General features: G+C 73.0%; 12 protein-coding genes. 6 read left to right on the top strand and 6 right to left on the bottom strand.

Translation table 11 applies throughout. The features are described 5' to 3' along the window. Positions 1–113: 113 nt before the first annotated feature. The 4 genes from BKA22_RS03025 to guaA form a co-directional block, all read right to left on the bottom strand. Positions 114–671, bottom strand: a complete 558-nt coding sequence (locus BKA22_RS03025; RefSeq protein ID WP_146951395.1) for an aromatic ring-opening dioxygenase LigA — start codon at positions 669–671, stop codon at positions 114–116. A gap of 224 nt (positions 672–895) precedes the next feature. After that, positions 896–2089 carry a glycosyltransferase family 4 protein gene (locus tag BKA22_RS03030; RefSeq protein ID WP_146951396.1) on the bottom strand — a complete coding sequence of 398 codons (1194 nt, stop codon included), beginning with the start codon at positions 2087–2089 and terminating at the stop codon, positions 896–898. Positions 2090–2158: 69 nt separating this feature from the next. Continuing rightward, positions 2159–2584, bottom strand: a complete 426-nt coding sequence (locus tag BKA22_RS03035; RefSeq protein WP_223203399.1) for a DUF3817 domain-containing protein — start codon at positions 2582–2584, stop codon at positions 2159–2161. Positions 2585–2588: 4 nt separating this feature from the next. Next, complete coding sequence (gene guaA, locus BKA22_RS03040; protein WP_146951548.1) at positions 2589–4127, bottom strand: glutamine-hydrolyzing GMP synthase; 1539 nt, start codon at positions 4125–4127, stop codon at positions 2589–2591. A 275-nt stretch (positions 4128–4402) separates the two neighbouring features. On the opposite strand from guaA, the gene BKA22_RS03045 reads away from it, so the two are divergent. The 3 genes from BKA22_RS03045 to BKA22_RS03055 all read left to right on the top strand — a co-directional run bounded on the left by BKA22_RS03045 (position 4403) and on the right by BKA22_RS03055 (position 9609). Continuing rightward, the gene (locus BKA22_RS03045) at positions 4403–5926 is read left to right on the top strand and encodes a GGDEF domain-containing protein (RefSeq protein ID WP_146951397.1); all 1524 of its coding nucleotides are present in this window, start codon (positions 4403–4405) and stop codon (positions 5924–5926) included. Positions 5927–6049: 123 nt separating this feature from the next. Then, on the top strand, positions 6050–7879 hold the full coding sequence (locus BKA22_RS03050) for an ABC transporter ATP-binding protein (protein WP_146951398.1): 1830 nt from the start codon (positions 6050–6052) through the stop codon (positions 7877–7879). Beyond that, positions 7876–9609: an ABC transporter ATP-binding protein gene (locus tag BKA22_RS03055; RefSeq protein ID WP_146951399.1), complete on the top strand. Its 1734-nt coding sequence runs from the start codon at positions 7876–7878 to the stop codon at positions 9607–9609. Before BKA22_RS03050 ends, BKA22_RS03055 begins: the two co-directional genes overlap by 4 nt. 48 nt (positions 9610–9657) lie before the next feature. On the opposite strand, the gene BKA22_RS03060 is transcribed toward BKA22_RS03055, so the two are convergent. Beyond that, complete coding sequence (locus BKA22_RS03060) at positions 9658–10485, bottom strand: SURF1 family protein (protein WP_223203400.1); 828 nt, start codon at positions 10483–10485, stop codon at positions 9658–9660. A 338-nt stretch (positions 10486–10823) separates the two neighbouring features. Between BKA22_RS03060 and BKA22_RS03065 the strand changes: the two genes are divergently transcribed. The 3 genes from BKA22_RS03065 to BKA22_RS03075 all read left to right on the top strand — a co-directional run bounded on the left by BKA22_RS03065 (position 10824) and on the right by BKA22_RS03075 (position 16690). Beyond that, on the top strand, positions 10824–13301 hold the full coding sequence (locus BKA22_RS03065; RefSeq protein WP_146951400.1) for a phosphoketolase family protein: 2478 nt from the start codon (positions 10824–10826) through the stop codon (positions 13299–13301). Between the two features lie 111 nt (positions 13302–13412). Further along, the gene (gene pta, locus BKA22_RS03070; RefSeq protein ID WP_146951401.1) at positions 13413–15500 is read left to right on the top strand and encodes a phosphate acetyltransferase; all 2088 of its coding nucleotides are present in this window, start codon (positions 13413–13415) and stop codon (positions 15498–15500) included. Further along, entirely contained in the window at positions 15497–16690 is a 1194-nt protein-coding gene (locus BKA22_RS03075; protein ID WP_146951402.1) for an acetate/propionate family kinase, read from the top strand. Before pta ends, BKA22_RS03075 begins: the two co-directional genes overlap by 4 nt. Before the next feature lie 87 nt (positions 16691–16777). Here the strand turns inward: BKA22_RS03075 and BKA22_RS03080 are convergent, their stop codons facing one another. Then, positions 16778–18409 (bottom strand): succinic semialdehyde dehydrogenase, encoded by a 1632-nt coding sequence (locus BKA22_RS03080; RefSeq protein WP_146951403.1) that lies wholly within the window; start codon positions 18407–18409, stop codon positions 16778–16780. Positions 18410–18431: the final 22 nt, after the last annotated feature.

The following is an 18431-nucleotide window of genomic DNA, read 5'->3' on the forward strand; positions in this document are numbered from 1 at the left end:
GCGATCGCGCACGAGAACGGCGAAGGCCGGCACCCGGAGGGAGGTGCCGGCCTTCGCCGTGCGTGCCGGGCCGTGCCCGACGAGGACCGACCGCGAAGGTCGGACGGTGAGTCTCAGACGCTCGCGGCCACCGGCTCGGCAACCGGGGCCTTCTCGCCCTCGACCGAGATGCCCAGCGAACGCAGGGCCCAGCCGACGATGAGGAAGACGACGCCCAGGCCGACGACCAGGAAGGCGACGCCGAAGGCGACGACCGAGGTGAACAGCGAGGCCCGCAGGAACGAGGCCGTCATGACCGTCGTGCGCAGACCGGTCAGCTCGACGACGTCCGAGTTCTCGGCGATCTCGTCGTCGCTGGCGCCGTCGGCGGTGAGCTGGTCCTTGAGGGTGCTGATCTCGGCGCCGAGCTCGGCGTAGGTGCGGTCACCGGTCGCGGTCATCGCGTGGTGGTTGATGATCGCGGCCTGCGAGAACGCCTCCCACGGCGTGTCGACGAGCTGGCCGGCGAACGCGTCGGCGTCGTCCGAGACGTAGATCTGCTCGGCCTTGAGGTTGGAGGCGACAGCGCCCCAGGTGACGCCTCCGGCGACGACGAAGATGACGCCGGCGATGATGGTCAGCAGGCCGAAGAGCTTCGCGATGCTCTTCTTGCCCTGCACAGCTGCGTTCATGGTCTCCCCGATTCTTGATTCCCCGACGGGCCTGGTGAGCAGGTCCGATGAGCTCCCGTGCTCACGTGGAAAAGACTGCTGCCTTGCAGCGGTCCTGAGGTGGGACGCAGGTCCTACCGGCATTCTTGCCGCCTCGATGATGCCCGCTGACCTGCGATGATGCATCCCCACCGCCGTGCGTAACCCTACGTTAGGCACGGTGACACGGTGCCTAAGGGGCCTGCTCAGAGCCCGCGGAGCGCTCTCGCCCGTGCATACTCGCGCTCGGCGGCACCCAGGACGTGCGGCCAGCCGAACGGGGGCCGCACCGCGCGGTTGTGCGTGCGGACCCCGTCGAGCAGCCGCCGGTCACGCACCAGGTGGACGACAGCCTCGGTCATCTCGGCGTCGTCCGCCACCAGGAGCCCGTCGACGCCGTCCTCGACGAACTCGGCGATACCCGTCCCGCGGCGCGCGACCACGGCCAGGCCGGCCGTGCGCGCCTCGAGCGCGGCGATGCCGAACGCCTCCAGCTCGGCCGGGGCGAGGAAGACGTCCGCGTGCGCGTACGCCGCGCGCACCTCCTCGCGGGTCAGCCGCCCCCGCAGCTCGACGACGCGCTGCAGCCCGCGGTCGGCCACGGCGGCCTCGACCCGGGACCGGGCCGGACCGGATCCGATGAGCGAGAGCCGCACCCGGTCGGGCGGCAGCCGACGCACGGCCTCGGCCACGAGGCCCACGAGCGGGACGGCGCGCTTGCGGGGCGCCAGGCGCATGGTCGAGACGAGCCGCAGCGGTGCGGGCTCCTCGTCCCCGTGGGTCGGCCCCGTCGTCGGCCTGGTCGTCGGCCCTGTCGCCGACTCTGCTGCCGGCCCCGTCGGCCCCGTCAGGTCCGGGGCCCAGGCGTCCAGGTCGATGCCGTTCGGCATGAGGTGCACGGGACCGCCGAAGGCCTCACGCACCCGGCCCGCGGCGGCCTCGCTCACCGCGCTCAGCGCCACGGACCCCAGCGGGAAGCGCGTCGTGCGGGCGAGCAGACGCACGGCCGGCACGGTCCCGTCCAGCATGCAGTGCCAGGTCACCACCGTCGGAAGATCCGCCTCGACCGCGAGCCGGACCCCGTCGTAGGCGAACGGCGAGACGACCCCGGCGTGCACGTGCACGACATCGGGGCGCACCGACGCGAACGCCGCCCGGAACAGCCGCGCGTCCCGCGGGTTCACCGGAAGGTCGAACGGGAGCCGCGCGCCCATCCGGTGCACGTGCACACCCCGTTCGAGGTGGACCGCACCGCCCCGCTCGCCGTGGTTGCCGAGCGTCGCGGTGAAGACGTGCACCTCGTGCCCGGCCGCGACCTGGTGCGCCGCGAGGTCCCCGACCTGGGACTCGATCCCGCCCGTCCGGGGCGGGTAGCAGTCGGAGACATGGACGATCCGCACGGGCCCCAGGGTAGGTGCTCCGGCCCGCGCTCTCGCGTCGGGCCGTGCGCCCCGGTCGCGCAGGGGCCGTCAGCGCTCGGTGGCCGTGGCCGTCGTCGGCGTCACGGAAGCGAGGCGCGCGACCGCCTGGGCGTGCACCCGCCGCTCCAGCACGAACGACATCACGGGCACGACACCCGCCAACGCCATCGTGACCAGGCGCGTCAGCTTCCAGCGCATCGTCGACCAGAGATCGACGACCGTGACCAGGTAGACGACGTAGATCCAGCCGTGCGCGAACGCCACCCAGGCGCCGATGACCGGCTTCGCGTGCCCGTCGGCGTCGACGCCCGCGGCGTGGAACGCGTACTTGAGCAGCATCTCCAGGCACAGCACGAGGAGCATCGTGCCGGTCACCCACGCCAGCACCCGGTACCGCTGGAGCGACCCGGCCGCCTTGCGGGCCCACCGCTGCTCGTCGGTGGTCGTCGGCTGCACGCCGTCCGTCTCGCTCACGGTCTCACTCCCACTCGATCGTGCCCGGCGGCTTGCTCGTCACGTCCAGGACCACCCGGTTGACCTCCGGCACCTCGTTCGTGATGCGCGTGGAGATCGCGGCGAGGACCTCGTACGGCACGCGGGTCCAGTCGGCCGTCATCGCGTCCTCCGAGGACACCGGGCGCAGCACGACGGGGTGCCCGTAGGTGCGGCCGTCGCCCTGCACGCCCACCGAGCGCACGTCGGCGAGCAGCACGACCGGGCACTGCCAGATCTCACGGTCCAGGCCCGCGGCGGTCAGCTCCTCGCGGGCGATCAGGTCGGCGGCGCGCAGCACGTCGAGGCGCTCCGCGGTGACCTCGCCGATGATCCGGATACCCAGCCCGGGGCCGGGGAACGGCTGACGCCACACGATGACCTCGGGCACGCCGAGCTCGAGCCCGACCGCACGGACCTCGTCCTTGAACAGCGTGCGCAGCGGCTCGACCAGCTCGAACTGCAGGTCGTCGGGGAGCCCGCCGACGTTGTGGTGCGACTTGATGTTCGCCGCGCCCTCGCCGCCGCCCGACTCCACGACGTCCGGGTAGAGCGTGCCCTGCACCAGGAACTTCACCTCGCCCTGCGCGCCGGCCTCGGCGACGACCTCGCGCGCGGCGTCCTCGAAGACGCGGATGAACTCGCGGCCGATGATCTTGCGCTTGGTCTCCGGGTCGGTGTGGCCGGCGAGCGCCGTGAGGAACCGCTCGCGCGCGTCGACGACCTTCAGCCGCACGCCGGTGCTCGCCACGAAGTCCTGCTCGACCTGCTCGGCCTCGCCCGAGCGCAGCAGCCCGTGGTCGACGAACACGCAGGTCAGTTGGTCCCCGACGGCCCGCTGCACGAGCGCCGCGGCCACCGAGGAGTCCACGCCGCCCGACAGGCCGCAGATCACGCGGGCGTCGCCCACCTGGGCGCGGATCTTCGCGACCTGCTCGGCGATGACGTTGCCCGGGTTCCAGTCGGGGGTCAGCCCCGCGCCCTCGTAGAGGAAGTTCTCCAGCGCCTGCTGCCCGAGCGGGGAGTGCTTGACCTCCGGGTGCCACTGCACACCGAAGAGCCGGCGCGCCTTGTCCTCGAACGCGGCGACCGGCGAGCCCGACGACGTCGCGAGCACCTCGAAGCCCTCGGGGGCGGCGTGCACCGCGTCGCCGTGGCTCATCCACACGGTCTGCTCGTCCGGGCTGCCGCCCAGCACGGTGCCGGCCGCGGCGACCTCGACCTGGGTACGGCCGTACTCGCGCTGGCCGGTCTGCGCGACCGTGCCGCCCAGGGCCGCAGCCATCGCCTGGAAGCCGTAGCAGATGCCCAGCACGGGCACACCCGCTGTGAACAGCGCCGGGTCGACCGACGGGGCACCCTCGGCGTACACCGACGACGGGCCACCGGACAGGATGATCGCGGCAGGGTCCTTGGCGAGCAGGTCTGCCACGGACGCGGTGTGCGGGACGATCTCGGAGTACACGTGCGCCTCGCGGACCCGGCGGGCGATCAGCTGCGCGTACTGCGCCCCGAAGTCGACCACGAGGACGGGTCGGTGCTCGGGTCGCGGCTCGGGTCGCGGCTCGGGACGGTGCTCGAGACGGTCGGGGGCTGCGGGCTCAGGCGTCGGCACGCGACCAGGGTAGTCGGCCGAGGCCAGGGAACGACCACGACGACCGCCCGGACGGCCGAGCGGCAGGCCCGGCGGGTGAGCCGGACGGCCGACCAGGTGAAGTCCGCGGGTGAAAAGGTCGCGCGGGGCGGCGAACGCGGGCCGGGACGGCTCGTGACGCCCGCCCGAGCACCGATCCTGGGGGCATGGGCCAGCGGGGGCGGACGACCGGGCGTGCCACTGCCGTGGCCGTCGCCCTCGTGCTCGTGGCCGCCGTGCTCGTCGTCGTGCACCAGGCCGGGGCACCCGTCCCCGCACTGCTCGCCGCCCAGGGCATCAGCACCGCCGTCGTCGCGGTCCAGCTCGTCCGCCGGGGCGTGGCCGCGCGCCGCGCCTGGTGGTTCGTGCTCGTCGGGCTGCTCGTGCTCGACGTGGACCTGCTGCTGCACCACGTCCCGGCCGTGCCGCAGCCGCTGCCCGACTGGTGGCTCGCCGCGACGCCGCTCGGGCTGCTCGCCGCGCTCCTCGGTGTCGCCCAGCTGCTCATCGGCCCGCACCGCGGCCACGACACCTCGGTCGTCGAGAGCGCGATCTTCACCGTCACGACGACCACGCTGCTGTGGGGCGTGGTCGTGCAGCCGCACCTGGCCCAGATCGGGGCCTCGAGCGCCGCCCAGCTGCACGCCGGGGCGAGCGTCTTCCTGTCGAGCGCGATCGCCGGGGCCGGTGTGCGCGTCGCCCTCGCCCGGCCCGACGGCCGCGGCTCGCTGCGCTACGTCGTGGCTGCGCTGTCCCTCAACCTGATCGCCCAGGTCGCCCGGGTCGTCACCTGGGAGCACGACCTCGCACGGGCCCCCTGGGTCGGCCTCGTGTGGATCGGGGTCTACCTCTCGATCGCCGCGGCCGCGGCGCACCCCGACTCCGCCCACCTGGTCGGTCTGCGCAGCCCCCGCACCGCACGCCTCACCGGGGTGCGCGTCGCCGCGCTCGCCCTCGCGATGGCGCTGAACCCGGTCGTCGTCGCCGTCCAGCAGCTCACCGGCGCCGCGCCGGACACCGCCGCGCTCCTGTTCGGCACGCTCCTCATCGCCCCGCTGGTCGCCGTGCTGCTGCACCAGGTGAGCCTCGCGCAGGCGGACGTGGAGGCCCGCATGGCCTACCAGGCGGTGCACGACCCGTTGACCGGGCTGCCCAACCGCCGGCGCGTCGACGAGCTGGCGCGCACGCTGGTCGACCGGGTGGCGTCCGGCGGGTCGCCGGGCGCGGTCGTGCTGTTCGTCGACCTCGACGACTTCAAGGAGGTCAACGACACCTACGGCCACGGCGTGGGCGACGACCTCCTCGTGATCGTCGCCCAGCGCCTCGCCGAGGCGGTCGGTGAACAGGGCGAGCGGGGAACGCCGGGCGAGCGGGGCGAGCCACGCAGCGAGGGCGTGGTCGCGCGGTTCGGTGGCGACGAGTTCCTCGTCCTGCTCGAGGGCCCGGTGGACGGCCTCGCCGAGCGCGCGTCCGCCGCGATCGAGGCACGGCTGGCCGAGCCGGTCGACCTCGGCCCGCTCGTGACGTCGGCCCGTGCCAGCATCGGCTCCGCGCAGGTGCGCCGCGGTGAGAGCCGCACCGCCTCGTCGCTGCTGTCCGAGGCGGACGCGGCGATGTACGCGGACAAGCGGCGACGGCGTCGTCGCGGCGGACGCGCGCTGAACGGGACGAGCGGGCGGGCACGGGGCTGAGCGCGCCCGGCTCGGGCTGGTCGGACGCTGGTCGGCCGCTCATCGGTCACCCCTGCTGCCGGCGGCCTGACCTCGGGAAATCACGTTCCCGCCTGTGGGCACCGGCACGTAGCGTGGACGACCATGCGCTCGCTCCCCCTCGTCGACCCGGGTGACCCCCCGCTGACCGGCCCGTTCGCCTACCTGTGGTGGCTGGCGCGGCGGCAGTGGGCGGTGATCGCGACCGCCGTCGGGCTCGGCGTGGTGATGTTCGCCTGCCAGGCGTTCCTGCCCTACCTGACCGGCACCGCCATCGACGACGGGCTCACGCACGGCTTCGGCCGGCCGCTGTGGCGTGCCGCCGGGCTGCTGCTGGCCCTGGGCTCGGTGAGCGCCGCCGCCTCCGCGATCGGCCACCGGTTCGACGTGCAGGCCTGGATGCGCGCCTCGCTCACGTCCTCGCAGCTCGTCGGTCGCACGGTCTCCCGCTCGGGTCACGCGATCACGGCCGAGCTGCCCACGGGCGAGGTCGTCTCGGCGGTCGCCAACGACGCCCTGCGGGTCGGCGAGGTCTTCGCCCTGCTCGGTCGGTTCGTCGGCAGCCTCGTCGCCTACGGCGCCTGCGCGTTCCTCATGCTGCGCGTCTCCGTGCCGCTCGGGCTCGTCGTGCTGCTCGGGCTGCCGACGGTCGCGGTCGCGCTCGGCCTCCTGGTCAAGCCGCTGCAACGCCGGCAGACCACGCAGCGCGAGGCCTCGGGCCGGCTCACGACGCTCGGCGCCGACACGGTCTCCGGGCTCCGGATCCTGCGCGGCATCGGCGGTGAGGGCGTGTTCACGGCGCGCTACCGCGCGCAGTCGCAGATCGTGCGGGAGCGCGGCGTGCAGGTCGCCGTCACGCAGTCGTGGCTCGACGCGCTCCAGGTGCTCCTGCCCGGCTCGTTCGTCGTCGTGCTGCTCTGGCTCGGCGCGCACATGGCGGTCGAGGGCACGATCACGCCCGGGCAGCTCGTGTCCGTCTACGGGTACGCGGCGTTCCTCGGCTGGCCCGTGCAGCAGGCCACCCAGATGCTGCAGGGCACCACCCGGGCATGGGTCGGCGCGAAGAAGGTGCTCAAGGTGCTCGCGGTGGTCCCCGCCACGGGCGCCACGCCGGCGACCGCGGCGACCCCGCCCCCGCACGTGCACCTGGTCGACGAGACGAGCGGTGTCTCGCTCGTCCCCGGACGCGTGGCGGCCCTCGTCAGCGCCGACCCGGACGAGTCCGCGGCGATCGCCACCCGCCTCGGCCGGTTCGACGACGAGGCAGAGGCGCCCACGCCGGTGCGGCTCGGCGGCGTGCCGTTGTCGGCCGTCGACAAGGACGACGTGCGTTCCCGGATCGTCGTGGCCGAAGCCACGCCGCAGCTGTTCTCCGGTCGCCTGGCCGCCGAGCTCGACGTGCACGGCGTGGCCTCCGAGGACGACCTGCTGGCCGCGATCACGCTCGCCGACGCGCACGACGTGCTCGACTCGGTGCCCGACGGCCTGGACGGCGAGCTGCCCGAGAAGGGTCGGTCGCTCTCCGGCGGTCAGCGCCAGCGTGTCGCCCTCGCCCGGGCCCTGCTGATCGACCCGGAGATCCTCGTGCTGGTCGAGCCGACGAGCGCCGTCGACGCGCACACCGAGGCCCGGATCGCCGCCCGGCTCGCGCAGGCACGCCGTGGACGCACGACGCTGCTGGTGACCGCGAGCCCGCTCGTGCTCGACCACGTCGACGAGGTGCTCCTCCTCCGCGAGGGCGAGCTGGTCGCCCGGGGTCCGCACGCCGAGCTGCTCGAGCATGCCGAGCACGGCCGCGCCTACCGCCGGGTCGTCGGGCGCCACCTCGACGACGAGGGCACCGGCAGCACCGACGAGCCCGGCGACCGTGCCGGCACCACCGACGACGAGCCCGCGCTCGCCGGCGGCGGCCACGAGAGAGGAGGACGTCCGTGAAGCTGCCCATCGCCGACTCCGCGACCGTGCGCGCCTACGCCGCGCACCTGCTGCGCACCCACCGGCGCCCGTTGACGCTCATCGCCGTGCTGCACACGCTCGCTGCCGTGGCCGGGCTGGCCGGTCCGTGGCTGCTCGGCAACCTGGTCGACGGCGTGACCGCCGGCACCACGGCCACGCACGTGGACGTGCTCATCGGCATCGGCCTGCTCGCCGTGCTCAGCCAGACGGTGCTCATCCGGTTCGCCCAGCGTGTGTCGATGGTCTTCGGCGAGAAGGTGTTCGCCCAGCTGCGCGAGGAGTTCATCGAGACGCTCACGGCGCTGCCGCTGTCCGTCGTCGAACGTGCCGGCACCGGTGACCTCGTCGCGCGCACGACCAACGACGTCAACCGGCTGCAGCACGCGGTCCGGTTCGGCGTGCCTCGGGTCATCGTGGCCGTCGTCACGATCGCGCTGACGGTGCTCGCCTCGGTGCTCACCTCGCCGCGTGTCGCCGTCGCGATGTTCATCGGCGTGCCCGTGATGCTCGTGGTGTGCCGGTGGTACCTGCGGCGTGCGACCCCGGCGTACCAGCGCGAGTCGGCCGCGTACGCCGCGCTCAACGGCACCATCACCGAGTCCGTCGAGGGCGCCCGCACGGTCGACGCGCTCCGACTCGGCTCGCGCCGGTTCGCCCGGGTGAACGAGGACCTGCACGAGGCGTTCCTGGCGGAGAAGGCCACGCTGCGCCTGCGCACGGTGCTGTTCCCCGGCATCGACTTCGCGTTCGTGCTCGCCCCGGTCGCCGTGCTGCTCTGGGGCGGCTACCTCGCCTCGCAGGGGCAGGTCAGTCTCGGCGCGGTCACCACGGTCGTTCTCTACACGTACCAGGTGACCGGTCCCGTCTGGGAGCTGATCTTCTGGCTCGACGAGATCCAGGTGGCCGCCACGTCCCTGGCGCGCATCGTCGGCGTCCGGCTCGTCGAGCAGGACAGGACCGAGAGCGGCGCGACCGCGCAGGACGAGCACATCCGCGCCCGCGGCCTGCGCTACGCCTACCGCGAGGGCCATGACGTGCTGCACGGCATCGACCTGGACCTGCACGAGGGCGAACGCCTCGCCGTCGTGGGCCCGTCGGGTGCGGGCAAGTCGACGCTCGGGCGCATGCTCGCCGGCATCCACCCGCCCACCGGCGGCACGGTGACCATGGGCGAGGTCCCGCTCGTCGACCTGCCGCTCGGCGAGCTGCGCGGCCACGTCGCACTCGTCACGCAGGAGCACCACGTCTTCGTGGGCACGCTGGCCGACAACCTGCGCCTCGCCCAGGAGGACGCCGACGAGGTCGCGCTCGAACGTGCGCTGCGGGCGGTCGACGCGTGGGACTGGGTCGAGGCCCTGCCCGACGGCCTGGCCACCGAGGTGGGCTCGGGCGGCACGGCGCTCTCGCCCGCCCAGGCGCAGCAGGTGGCCCTCGCGCGCCTGGTGCTGCTCGACCCGCACACGCTCGTGCTGGACGAGGCGACCTCGCTGCTCGACCCGCGGGCTGCGCGGCACCTGGAGCGGTCGCTGTCGGCCGTGCTCGAGGGGCGCACGGTCGTGGCGATCGCGCACCGGCTGCACACCGCGCACGACGCGGACCGGGTCGCGGTCGTCGATGCCGGCCGCATCACCGAGATCGGTCCGCACGAGGAGCTCGTGGCCGCCGGCGGCGACTACGCCGCGCTGTGGCGGTCCTGGCAGCACGAGTAGCCACACGGATCGGCCCGGGCGCTCGGAGGCCCGGGCCGATCCGTGCGCTCAGCGCTCGGCCGGCTCCGGTGCCACGGGTGCGGCAGGCCCCTGCCCGCGCGGGGGGCCGCCGGCCGCCTCGTCCCGTACCAGCCGCACCCACAGGCCGACCGCGAACGCACCGAAGATCCACCACTGCGCCGCATAGGCCAGGTTCTGCAGGTTGAGGCCGCCCGTGTCCCCCTCCGGGGGGTCGAGCACGACGACCGCGGCATCCTGGGCGGGATCCGACGTCGCGAGCACGACGTACCCGGTGTAGATCGGCCCGCCCCACTCGTTGAGCAGGTCCGCCGAGCTGATGGCGTCGGTGACCCCGCCGCTCGCGCCTGCGCCTGCCGACTCCGACAGCTGCAGGTACCCGACGACCTCGACGTCCCCCGACGGGGGTGCGGAGGTGCCTACGCCCTCGTCGAGCGCGGCCGTGGCGTCCTCCTGCGGGAGCCAGCCGCGCACGACGGGCAGCACCGCACCGGCGTCCGGCCCGTCGGTGACACGCAGCGGTGTGAGCACGAGCATGCCCGGCCGCTCGCCGTCCGCCCGGCCGCTGACGAGCAGCTGCCCCTCGGGCTCGTAGGTGCCGTGCACCACGACCTTGCGCCCGAGCACGTCGCCGGTGAACGTCGCCTGCGGCGCGAGCACGTCCTGGAGCGGCTCGGGGGCGGCCGCGAGCCGCTCGACCTCCTCGCGCTGGGCGGCCGCGTGCCCCCGGAGCTGCGCGCGGTCGAGCTGCCACACGCCCAGGCGTGCGCAGACCGCGGCCGCGGTGAGCAGGAGGAGGAGCAGCCCGATCATCCGCGGGCGTACGGCGGCGCGCAGCACGGTCGTCGGCTCGGGCACGTGCCCACGGTATCCCGGGTGGATCCCGGCTGGATCCGGCCCGGATCCGGCCGGATCAGGACGTGAACAAGGCGGGATCCGGGGCCCCGCTCACGTCGCCGACGACCGGACCTGTCCACCGGTCGGACGTGCTCTCACTCACACTAGGGTGACGCCCGCGCGCTCCACGCGCACAGCATGACCGGTTCGGGTTGGATGGTGCTTGGTGCGCATGACGGGGCCGGTTGGCCCTGGGTCAGACGTCCCATGTATTTTCGACGGTGCGCGCCACAGTGGGGCAGCGGGTATCGATCCGTAGCGCAGCGGGATCCCGGTGCGCCGACCTTTCGGGAGCGAGCATGACGACGACCACGCCCGTGACGGCCACTTGGCGGACAGGGTCGGGGGAACCGCTGGACACCGCCACACTGGCCCGCATCGACGCCTGGTGGCGGGCCGCGAACTACCTGTCCGTGGGCCAGATCTACCTGCTGAACAACCCGCTGCTGCGCGAGCCGCTGGACCGTGACGACGTGAAGCCGCGTCTGCTCGGCCACTGGGGCACGACGCCCGGCCTGACCTTCCTGTACGCCCACCTCAACCGGGCGATCCAGGAGCGCGAGCAGTCGACGATCTACGTCGCCGGACCGGGCCACGGCGGTCCCGGCCTGGTGGCCGGCGCGTACCTCGACGGCACCTACTCGGAGGTGTACTCCGACGTCACCGAGGACGCCGAGGGCCTGCGTCGCCTGTTCAAGCAGTTCTCCTTCCCGGGCGGCATCCCCAGCCACGTCGCCCCGGAGACGCCCGGTTCGATCCACGAGGGCGGCGAGCTCGGCTACGCGCTCTCGCACGCCTACGGCGCCGCGTTCGACAACCCCGACCTGCTGGTCGCGGCCGTCGTCGGTGACGGCGAGGCCGAGACCGGCCCGCTGGCCACCAGCTGGCACTCGAACAAGTTCGTCAACCCGGCCAAGGACGGCGTCGTCCTGCCGATCCTGCACCTCAACGGGTACAAGATCGCCAACCCGACGGTGCTGGCCCGGATCAGCGACGACGAGCTGAACTCGCTCATGGTCGGCTACGGCCACAAGCCGCACGTCTTCGTCGCCGGTTTCGACGACGAGTCCCACCTGGACATCCACCGCCGCTTCGCGACGGTCCTCGACGAGGTGCTCGACGAGATCGCCGACATCAAGGCCCGCGCCGCCAACGGTGACGTGGCCCGCCCGATGTGGCCGATGATCGTGCTGCGCACCCCCAAGGGCTGGACGGGTCCGGACTACATCGACGGCAAGAAGACCACGGACTCGTGGCGTGCCCACCAGGTGCCGCTGGCGAGCGCCCGGGACACCCCCGAGCACCTGCAGGTCCTGGACCGGTGGCTGCGCTCGTACCGTCCCGAGGAGCTCTTCGACGAGGACGGCCGCGTCGTGCGCGACGTGCGTGCCCTCGCCCCGGCCGGCCCGCTGCGCATGAGCGACAACCCGCACGCCAACGGCGGTCTGCTGCTCAAGGACCTGCGCCTGCCCGACTTCCGTGAGTACGGCGTCGAGGTGCCGGTGCCCGGCGGCTCGATCTCCGAGGCGCCGCGCGTGCTCGGCGAGTGGCTGACGGACGTCGTGCGGCTCAACCCGGACAACTTCCGGATCTTCGGCCCGGACGAGACGGCGTCGAACCGTCTGCAGGCGGTCTTCGGCGTGACCGACAAGCAGTGGAACGCGGACTTCTACGGTCCCGAGGTCGACGAGCACCTGTCCCGTGCGGGCCGCGTCATGGAGATGCTCTCCGAGCACCAGTGCCAGGGCTGGCTCGAGGGCTACCTGCTCACCGGTCGCCACGGCCTGTTCACCTCCTACGAGGCGTTCATCCACATCGTCGACTCGATGTTCAACCAGCACGCCAAGTGGCTGAAGGTCACGCGGGAGATCCCGTGGCGCCGCCCGGTCGCGAGCCTGAACTACCTGCTGTCCAGCCACGTGTGGCGCCAGGACCACAACGGGTTCAGCCACCAGGACCCGGGGTTCATCGACCACGTCGTGAACAAGAAGGCCGAGGTCGTGCGGGTGTACCTGCCGGCCGACGCCAACACCCTGCTGGCGACGTACGACCACTGCCTGCGCAGCCGCAACTACGTCAACGTGGTCGTGGCGGGCAAGCAGCCGGCCCCGAACTTCCTGACGATGGACCAGGCCATCGCGCACTCCGCGCGCGGTCTGGGCATCTGGGAGTGGGCGGGCACCGAGGCGCCCGGCGAGGACCCGGACGTGGTCCTGGCCGCCGCCGGCGACGTGCCGACGCTCGAGGTGCTCGCGGCCGCGGACATCCTGCGCCGTGAGCTGCCCGACCTGAAGGTCCGCGTCATCAACGTGGTCGACCTCATGCGTCTGCAGGACGAGCGGGAGCACCCGCACGGCCTGTCGGACCGCGAGTTCGACACGCTGTTCACGCAGGACCGCCCGGTCGTGTTCGCGTACCACGGCTACCCGTGGCTGATCCACCGCCTCACGTACCGCCGCAACGGGCACGCGAACATCCACGTGCGCGGGTACAAGGAGGAGGGCACGACCACGACGCCGTTCGACATGGTCATGCTCAACGACCTGGACCGGTTCCACCTGGTCATCGACGTGATCGACCAGACGCCCGGCCTCGGGCAGTCGCAGGCCGGCCTGCGTCAGCGCATGGTCGACGCCCGCCTGGCAGCCCGCCAGTACACCCGCGAGCACGGGGACGACGTCCCCGAGATCCGCGACTGGGTGTGGCCCGACGCCGGCGACGCCGCATCGAGCACGGAGGTCGCCGCGACGATCTTCACGGGCGGCGACAACGAGTGACCCACGGGTGGGCGAGGCGCACAGCGCCTCGCCCACCTTCCGTTCCACCCCCTGACCGTCCTTCTGTGACCCGCACCACCCGTCCACCGCACGCACCTGGAGAAGCCCACCGTGGCCCGCAGCATCTACGTCACCTCACCCGAGGGTGACACCGGCAAGTCGACCATCGCACTCGGACTCGTGGACCTGCTCAGCCGCACGGTCCAGCGGGTGGGGGTGTTCCGCCCCGTCGCCCGATCCACGCAGACCCGCGACTACGTCCTCGACCTGCTGCTGGACCACGACGGCGTCGACCTGACCTACGACGAGTGCATCGGCGTCACCTACGAGCAGGTGCTGGCGGACCCCGAGCAGTCCCTCGCCCTGATCGTGTCGCGCTACCACGAGGTCGAGCGGCGCTGCGACGTGGTCGTCGTGGTCGGCACGGACTACACGGACGTCGCCGGGCCGACCGAGCTGGCCTACAACGCCCGGATCGCCGCGAACCTCGGCGCCCCGGTCGTCCTCGTCGTCAACGGGTCGGGCCGCACACCGGCGACGATCCAGCAGGTCGCCGAGGTCGCCGTCGCCGAGCTGCACGCCAACCACGCCCAGGTCGTCGCGGTCGTCGCGAACCGGTGCGCCGGCTCGCAGGTCGACCAGGTGCAGGCCGCCCTGGCCCAGGGTCAGCGGATGCCCGCGTGGGCCGTCCCCGAGAGCGCTCTGCTGCAGGCCCCCACGGTCCGTCAGCTCATGGACTCCGTCGGCGGCAAGCTGTTCGCCGGTGACGAGTCGCTGCTGTCCCGCGAGGTCCTCGACGTGCTGGTCGGCGCCATGTCGATCGAGCACCTGCTCGACCGGCTCGCCGACGGCGCTGTCGTCATCACCCCGGGCGACCGTTCGGACGTGCTGCTCGGCCTGCTGATGGCCCACCAGGCCGACGGGTTCGCCTCGCTGGCCGGCATCATCCTCAACGGCGGGTTCCAGCCCACCCCGACGATCGAGCGCCTGGTGATGGGCCTGGGCACGCGCCTGCCGATCATCACCACCGACCTCGGCTCGTTCCGTTCCGCGAGCGCGGCAGCGACCACGCGCGGTCGCCTGGAGAGCTCCTCGCAGCGCAAGGTCGACACCGCGCTGTCGCTGTTCGAGCAGCACGTCGACGGGCACGCGCTGCTGGCCGCGCTCGACGTGCCGCGCATCGAGGTCGTCACCCCGCTCATGTTCGAGTACGGCCTGCTGGACCGGGCACGGTCCGACCGCAAGCACATCGTGCTGCCCGAGGGCTCGGACGACCGGATCCTGCGCGCGGCCTCCACGCTCCTGCAGCGTGGCGTGGCGCGGCTGACGATCCTCGGCGACGAGGCCTCGATCCGCACGCGTGCCACCGAGCTCGGCCTGGACCTCGACGAGGCGGCCGTGCTGGACCCGCACGACCCGGCGACGCTCGAGCAGTTCGCCGAGGCGTACACGCAGATGCGCAAGCACAAGGGCATGACGGTCGAGCGGGCGCGCGAGATCGTCTCCTCGGTGTCGTACTTCGGCACGATGATGGTCCAGCTCGGCCTGGCCGACGGCATGGTCTCGGGTGCCGCGCACACCACGGCGCACACCATCAAGCCGTCGTTCGAGATCATCAAGACCGCCCCGGACACCAACAGCGTCTCGAGCGTGTTCCTCATGTGCCTCGAGGACCGGGTGCTGGTCTACGGCGACTGCGCGGTCATCCCCGACCCGACCGCCGAGCAGCTGGCGGACATCGCGATCTCCTCGGCCAGCACCGCGGTGCAGTTCGGCATCGAGCCGCGCATCGCGATGCTGTCGTACTCGACCGGCGAGTCCGGCACGGGTGCCGACGTCGAGAAGGTGCGTGCGGCCACCCAGCTGGTGCGCGAGCGTCGCCCCGACCTGTCGATCGAGGGTCCGATCCAGTACGACGCGGCCGTGGACGCCTCGGTCGCCAAGACCAAGATGCCCGACTCGGCCGTCGCCGGCCGGGCCACCGTGTTCGTGTTCCCGGACCTCAACACCGGCAACAACACCTACAAGGCCGTGCAGCGCTCGGCCGGCGCCGTCGCCATCGGCCCGGTCCTGCAGGGTCTGCGCAAGCCCGTCAACGACCTGTCCCGCGGCGCTCTCGTGCAGGACATCGTCAACACCGTCGCGATCACCGCCATCCAGGCCCAGGCGCTCGACACCCCTTCGGAAGGTTCCCTGTGAGCACGCTCGTCCTCGTCATCAACTCCGGTTCGTCCTCGATCAAGTACCAGCTCGTCGACGTCGACACCCACGAGGCGCTCGCCACGGGCCTCGTCGAGCGGATCGGCCTCGCGGTCGGTCGGCTCAAGCACGAGGGCCCGAACGGCGACGTCGTCCTCGAGCAGCCGATCGCGAACCACGAGGCGGGCATGGAGCTCGTGCTCGCGCAGTTCGCCGAGCACGGCCCGGCCCTGGACCCGGCGACGCTGACGGCCGTCGGCCACCGCGTCGTGCAGGGTGGCGACGTGTTCGACGGTCCGGCGCTCATCGACGACACGGTCATCGCGCAGATCGCCGACCTGGCGCCGCTGGCCCCGCTGCACAACCCGGCGCACCTCGACGGCATCCGTGCCGCGCAGGCCGCGTTCCCGCAGGTGCCGCACGTCGCGATCTTCGACACCGCGTTCCACCGCACGCTGCCGCCCGAGGCGTACACGTACGCCATCGACCAGAAGGTCGCCCACGAGTTCCGGATCCGCCGGTACGGCGCGCACGGCACGTCGCACAAGTTCGTCTCGCGCACGGTGGCCGAGCACCTCGGCAAGGACGTCTCCGAGCTCAACACGATCGTGCTGCACCTGGGCAACGGCGCGTCGGCCACGGCCGTCCGCGGCGGGCAGTCGGTCGAGACCTCGATGGGTCTCACGCCGCTCGAGGGCCTGGTCATGGGCACCCGGTCGGGCGACATCGACCCGGCGGCGCTGTTCCACCTGGCGCGTCAGGGCGGCTACAGCATCGACCAGCTCGACGACCTGCTGAACCGTCGTTCGGGCATGCTCGGCCTGTGCGGCCACACCGACATGCGCGACGTGCACGACGCGGTCGCCGCCGGTGACGAGGTCACGGAGACCGCGCTCAAGGTCTACTACCACCGGATCAAGGGCTATGTCGGGCAGTACATGGCGCACCTGGGCCACGTCGACGTCATCGCGTTCACCGCCGGCATCGGCGAGAACGACGACATCGTCCGCCTCGGCGCCCTGGCCGGCCTGGAGAAGTTCGGCATCGTCGTGGACCCGGAGCGCAACGCGGGCCGCAAGAAGCAGATCACGGTCATCTCGCCGGACGACGCCCCGGTCACGGTGCTCGTGGTGCCGACGAACGAGGAGCTGGAGATCGCCCGCCAGTCGGTCGAGCTGGTGCGCGGCTGACGCCGACCTCGACGCACGCAGGCCCCGCCCCGGACGCGTTCCGGGGCGGGGCCTGCGTCGTCCCTGGGCCGGCCGCGGCCCGTCAGGTCAGGGCAGCCGCAGCGCCCTGGAGGCGCGCAGGACCTGGGTGAACACCTGCGGCCAGGTCTCGGTGCCCAGGTCGAAGAGCCGCTGCAGCCCGAGGGGGGGCAGCCCGAGCACGCCGTGCGCCCCGTGCTGGACCGCCACGGTCTGCAGGCGCGTCGTCTCCCAGAGCCCCTCGCGACCGTGCCGGGAGCCCGTGCCCGCAGTGCCGGAGCCGCCCTGCGGCGCCCCGACGGCCGCCCAGGAGGCCATGTACCCCTCGTTGACGTTGACCTGGCCCGAGCGCACGCGGGCGGCGAGCCGGGCGCCACGGCGCACGTCGCGCGTCCAGATGCTCGCGTTGAGCGCGAACTCGCCGTCGTTCATGGCGGCCACGGCCTCGTCGTCGGAGGCCACGCGGGAGACGGTCACGACGGGCCCGAAGGTCTCCTCGCGGGTGAGCCGCGCCTCGGGCGGCACGTCGGTGAGCACGGTCGGCTCGTAGAAGTACGGCCCGAGGTCCGTGCGGTGCACAGCGCCGGTCAGCACGGTCGCGCCGTGCCCCATGGCGTCCTCGACGTGCTCGACGACCTTCGCCAGCTGGGCGGCCGACGTGAGCGAGCCCATGTCGGAGCGGTAGTCCAGCCCCGAGCCGAGGCGCAGCGCCCGGGTGTTCCGCACGAAGGCGGCCAGGAAGGCGTCCGCGACGTCCTCGTGCACGTAGAGGCGCTCGATCGAGACGCACACCTGACCCGCGCCGGTGAAGCACGCCCGCACCGCTCCACGTGCGGCGGTCTCGACGTCGACGTCCTCGGCCACGTAGAGCGGGTTCTTGCCGCCCAGCTCCAGCGTTGCGGGCACCAGAGCCTGCCCGGCCTGCCCGGCGACGACGCGTCCGGCGGCGGTCGAGCCGGTGAAGCTCAGGTGGTCGACCTGGTCGACGAGCATGGGGGCGAGCAGGCGGCCCTCGTTGACGACGATCTGCAGGAGCCCGTCGGGCAGCCCCGCGTCTTCGAGCAGCTCGGCGGCCCACAGCGCGGTCAGCGCGGTCTGCGGGTCGGGCCGCAGGATCACGGCGTTGCCCGCGACGAGCGCGGGGAGCACGTCACCGAGGGTGAGCGTGAGCGGGAAGTTCCAGGGGGCGATGATCCCGACGACCCCGAGCGGGTGCCGCAGCACGCGCACGGACGACAGCCCCGGGACCACGCCCGGCTCGCGCCGCGGGGCGAGGTAGCGGCCGGCCCGCGCGGCGTAGTGCCGGGCGACGAGCGCGATGTCCGCGACCTCCTCGTAGGCCGAGGCCCGCGACTTGCCGGTCTCGAGCTGGACGAGGTCCAGCACGTCGCTCTGCCGGGCGAGCAGCAGGTCGTGCAGCCGGCGCAGCACGGCCGTGCGGGTGCGCAGGGGTGCGGCGGCCCAGCGGCGCTGCGCGGCGCGCGCGACGGTCGCGGCCCGCTCGACGTCGGCGGGGGTGGACAGCGGGACCGCGGCGATCGGCGCACCGGTGAACGGCGCGTAGGACGTGCGGTGCTCGGCTCCGGGCGAGGTGACGATGCGGGCCAGGAGCGTACGGACGTCGTCGGGCTCGAGCACGTAGGTCGCGAGCGGGTCCGTCTCGGGGTCGTGCAGCTGCGCGTTGCCGGGGTCGTGCGACATGGCCGTCAGGGTACGCCCGACG

The sequence above is a fragment of the Cellulomonas soli genome, assembly GCF_013409305.1.
Classification (GTDB): Bacteria; Actinomycetota; Actinomycetes; order Actinomycetales; family Cellulomonadaceae; genus Cellulomonas; species Cellulomonas soli.

Bases quoted from the DNA above. Each gene is read 5' to 3' on its own strand.
- BKA22_RS03025 (WP_146951395.1), bottom strand. From the start codon at position 671: ATGAACGCAGCTGTGCAGGGCAAGAAGAGCATCGCGAAGCTCTTCGGC.
- BKA22_RS03045 (WP_146951397.1), top strand. From the start codon at position 4,403: ATGGGCCAGCGGGGGCGGACGACCGGGCGTGCCACTGCCGTGGCCGTC.
- BKA22_RS03050 (WP_146951398.1), top strand. From the start codon at position 6,050: ATGCGCTCGCTCCCCCTCGTCGACCCGGGTGACCCCCCGCTGACCGGC.
- BKA22_RS03065 (WP_146951400.1), top strand. From the start codon at position 10,824: ATGACGACGACCACGCCCGTGACGGCCACTTGGCGGACAGGGTCGGGG.
- BKA22_RS03080 (WP_146951403.1), bottom strand. From the start codon at position 18,409: ATGTCGCACGACCCCGGCAACGCGCAGCTGCACGACCCCGAGACGGAC.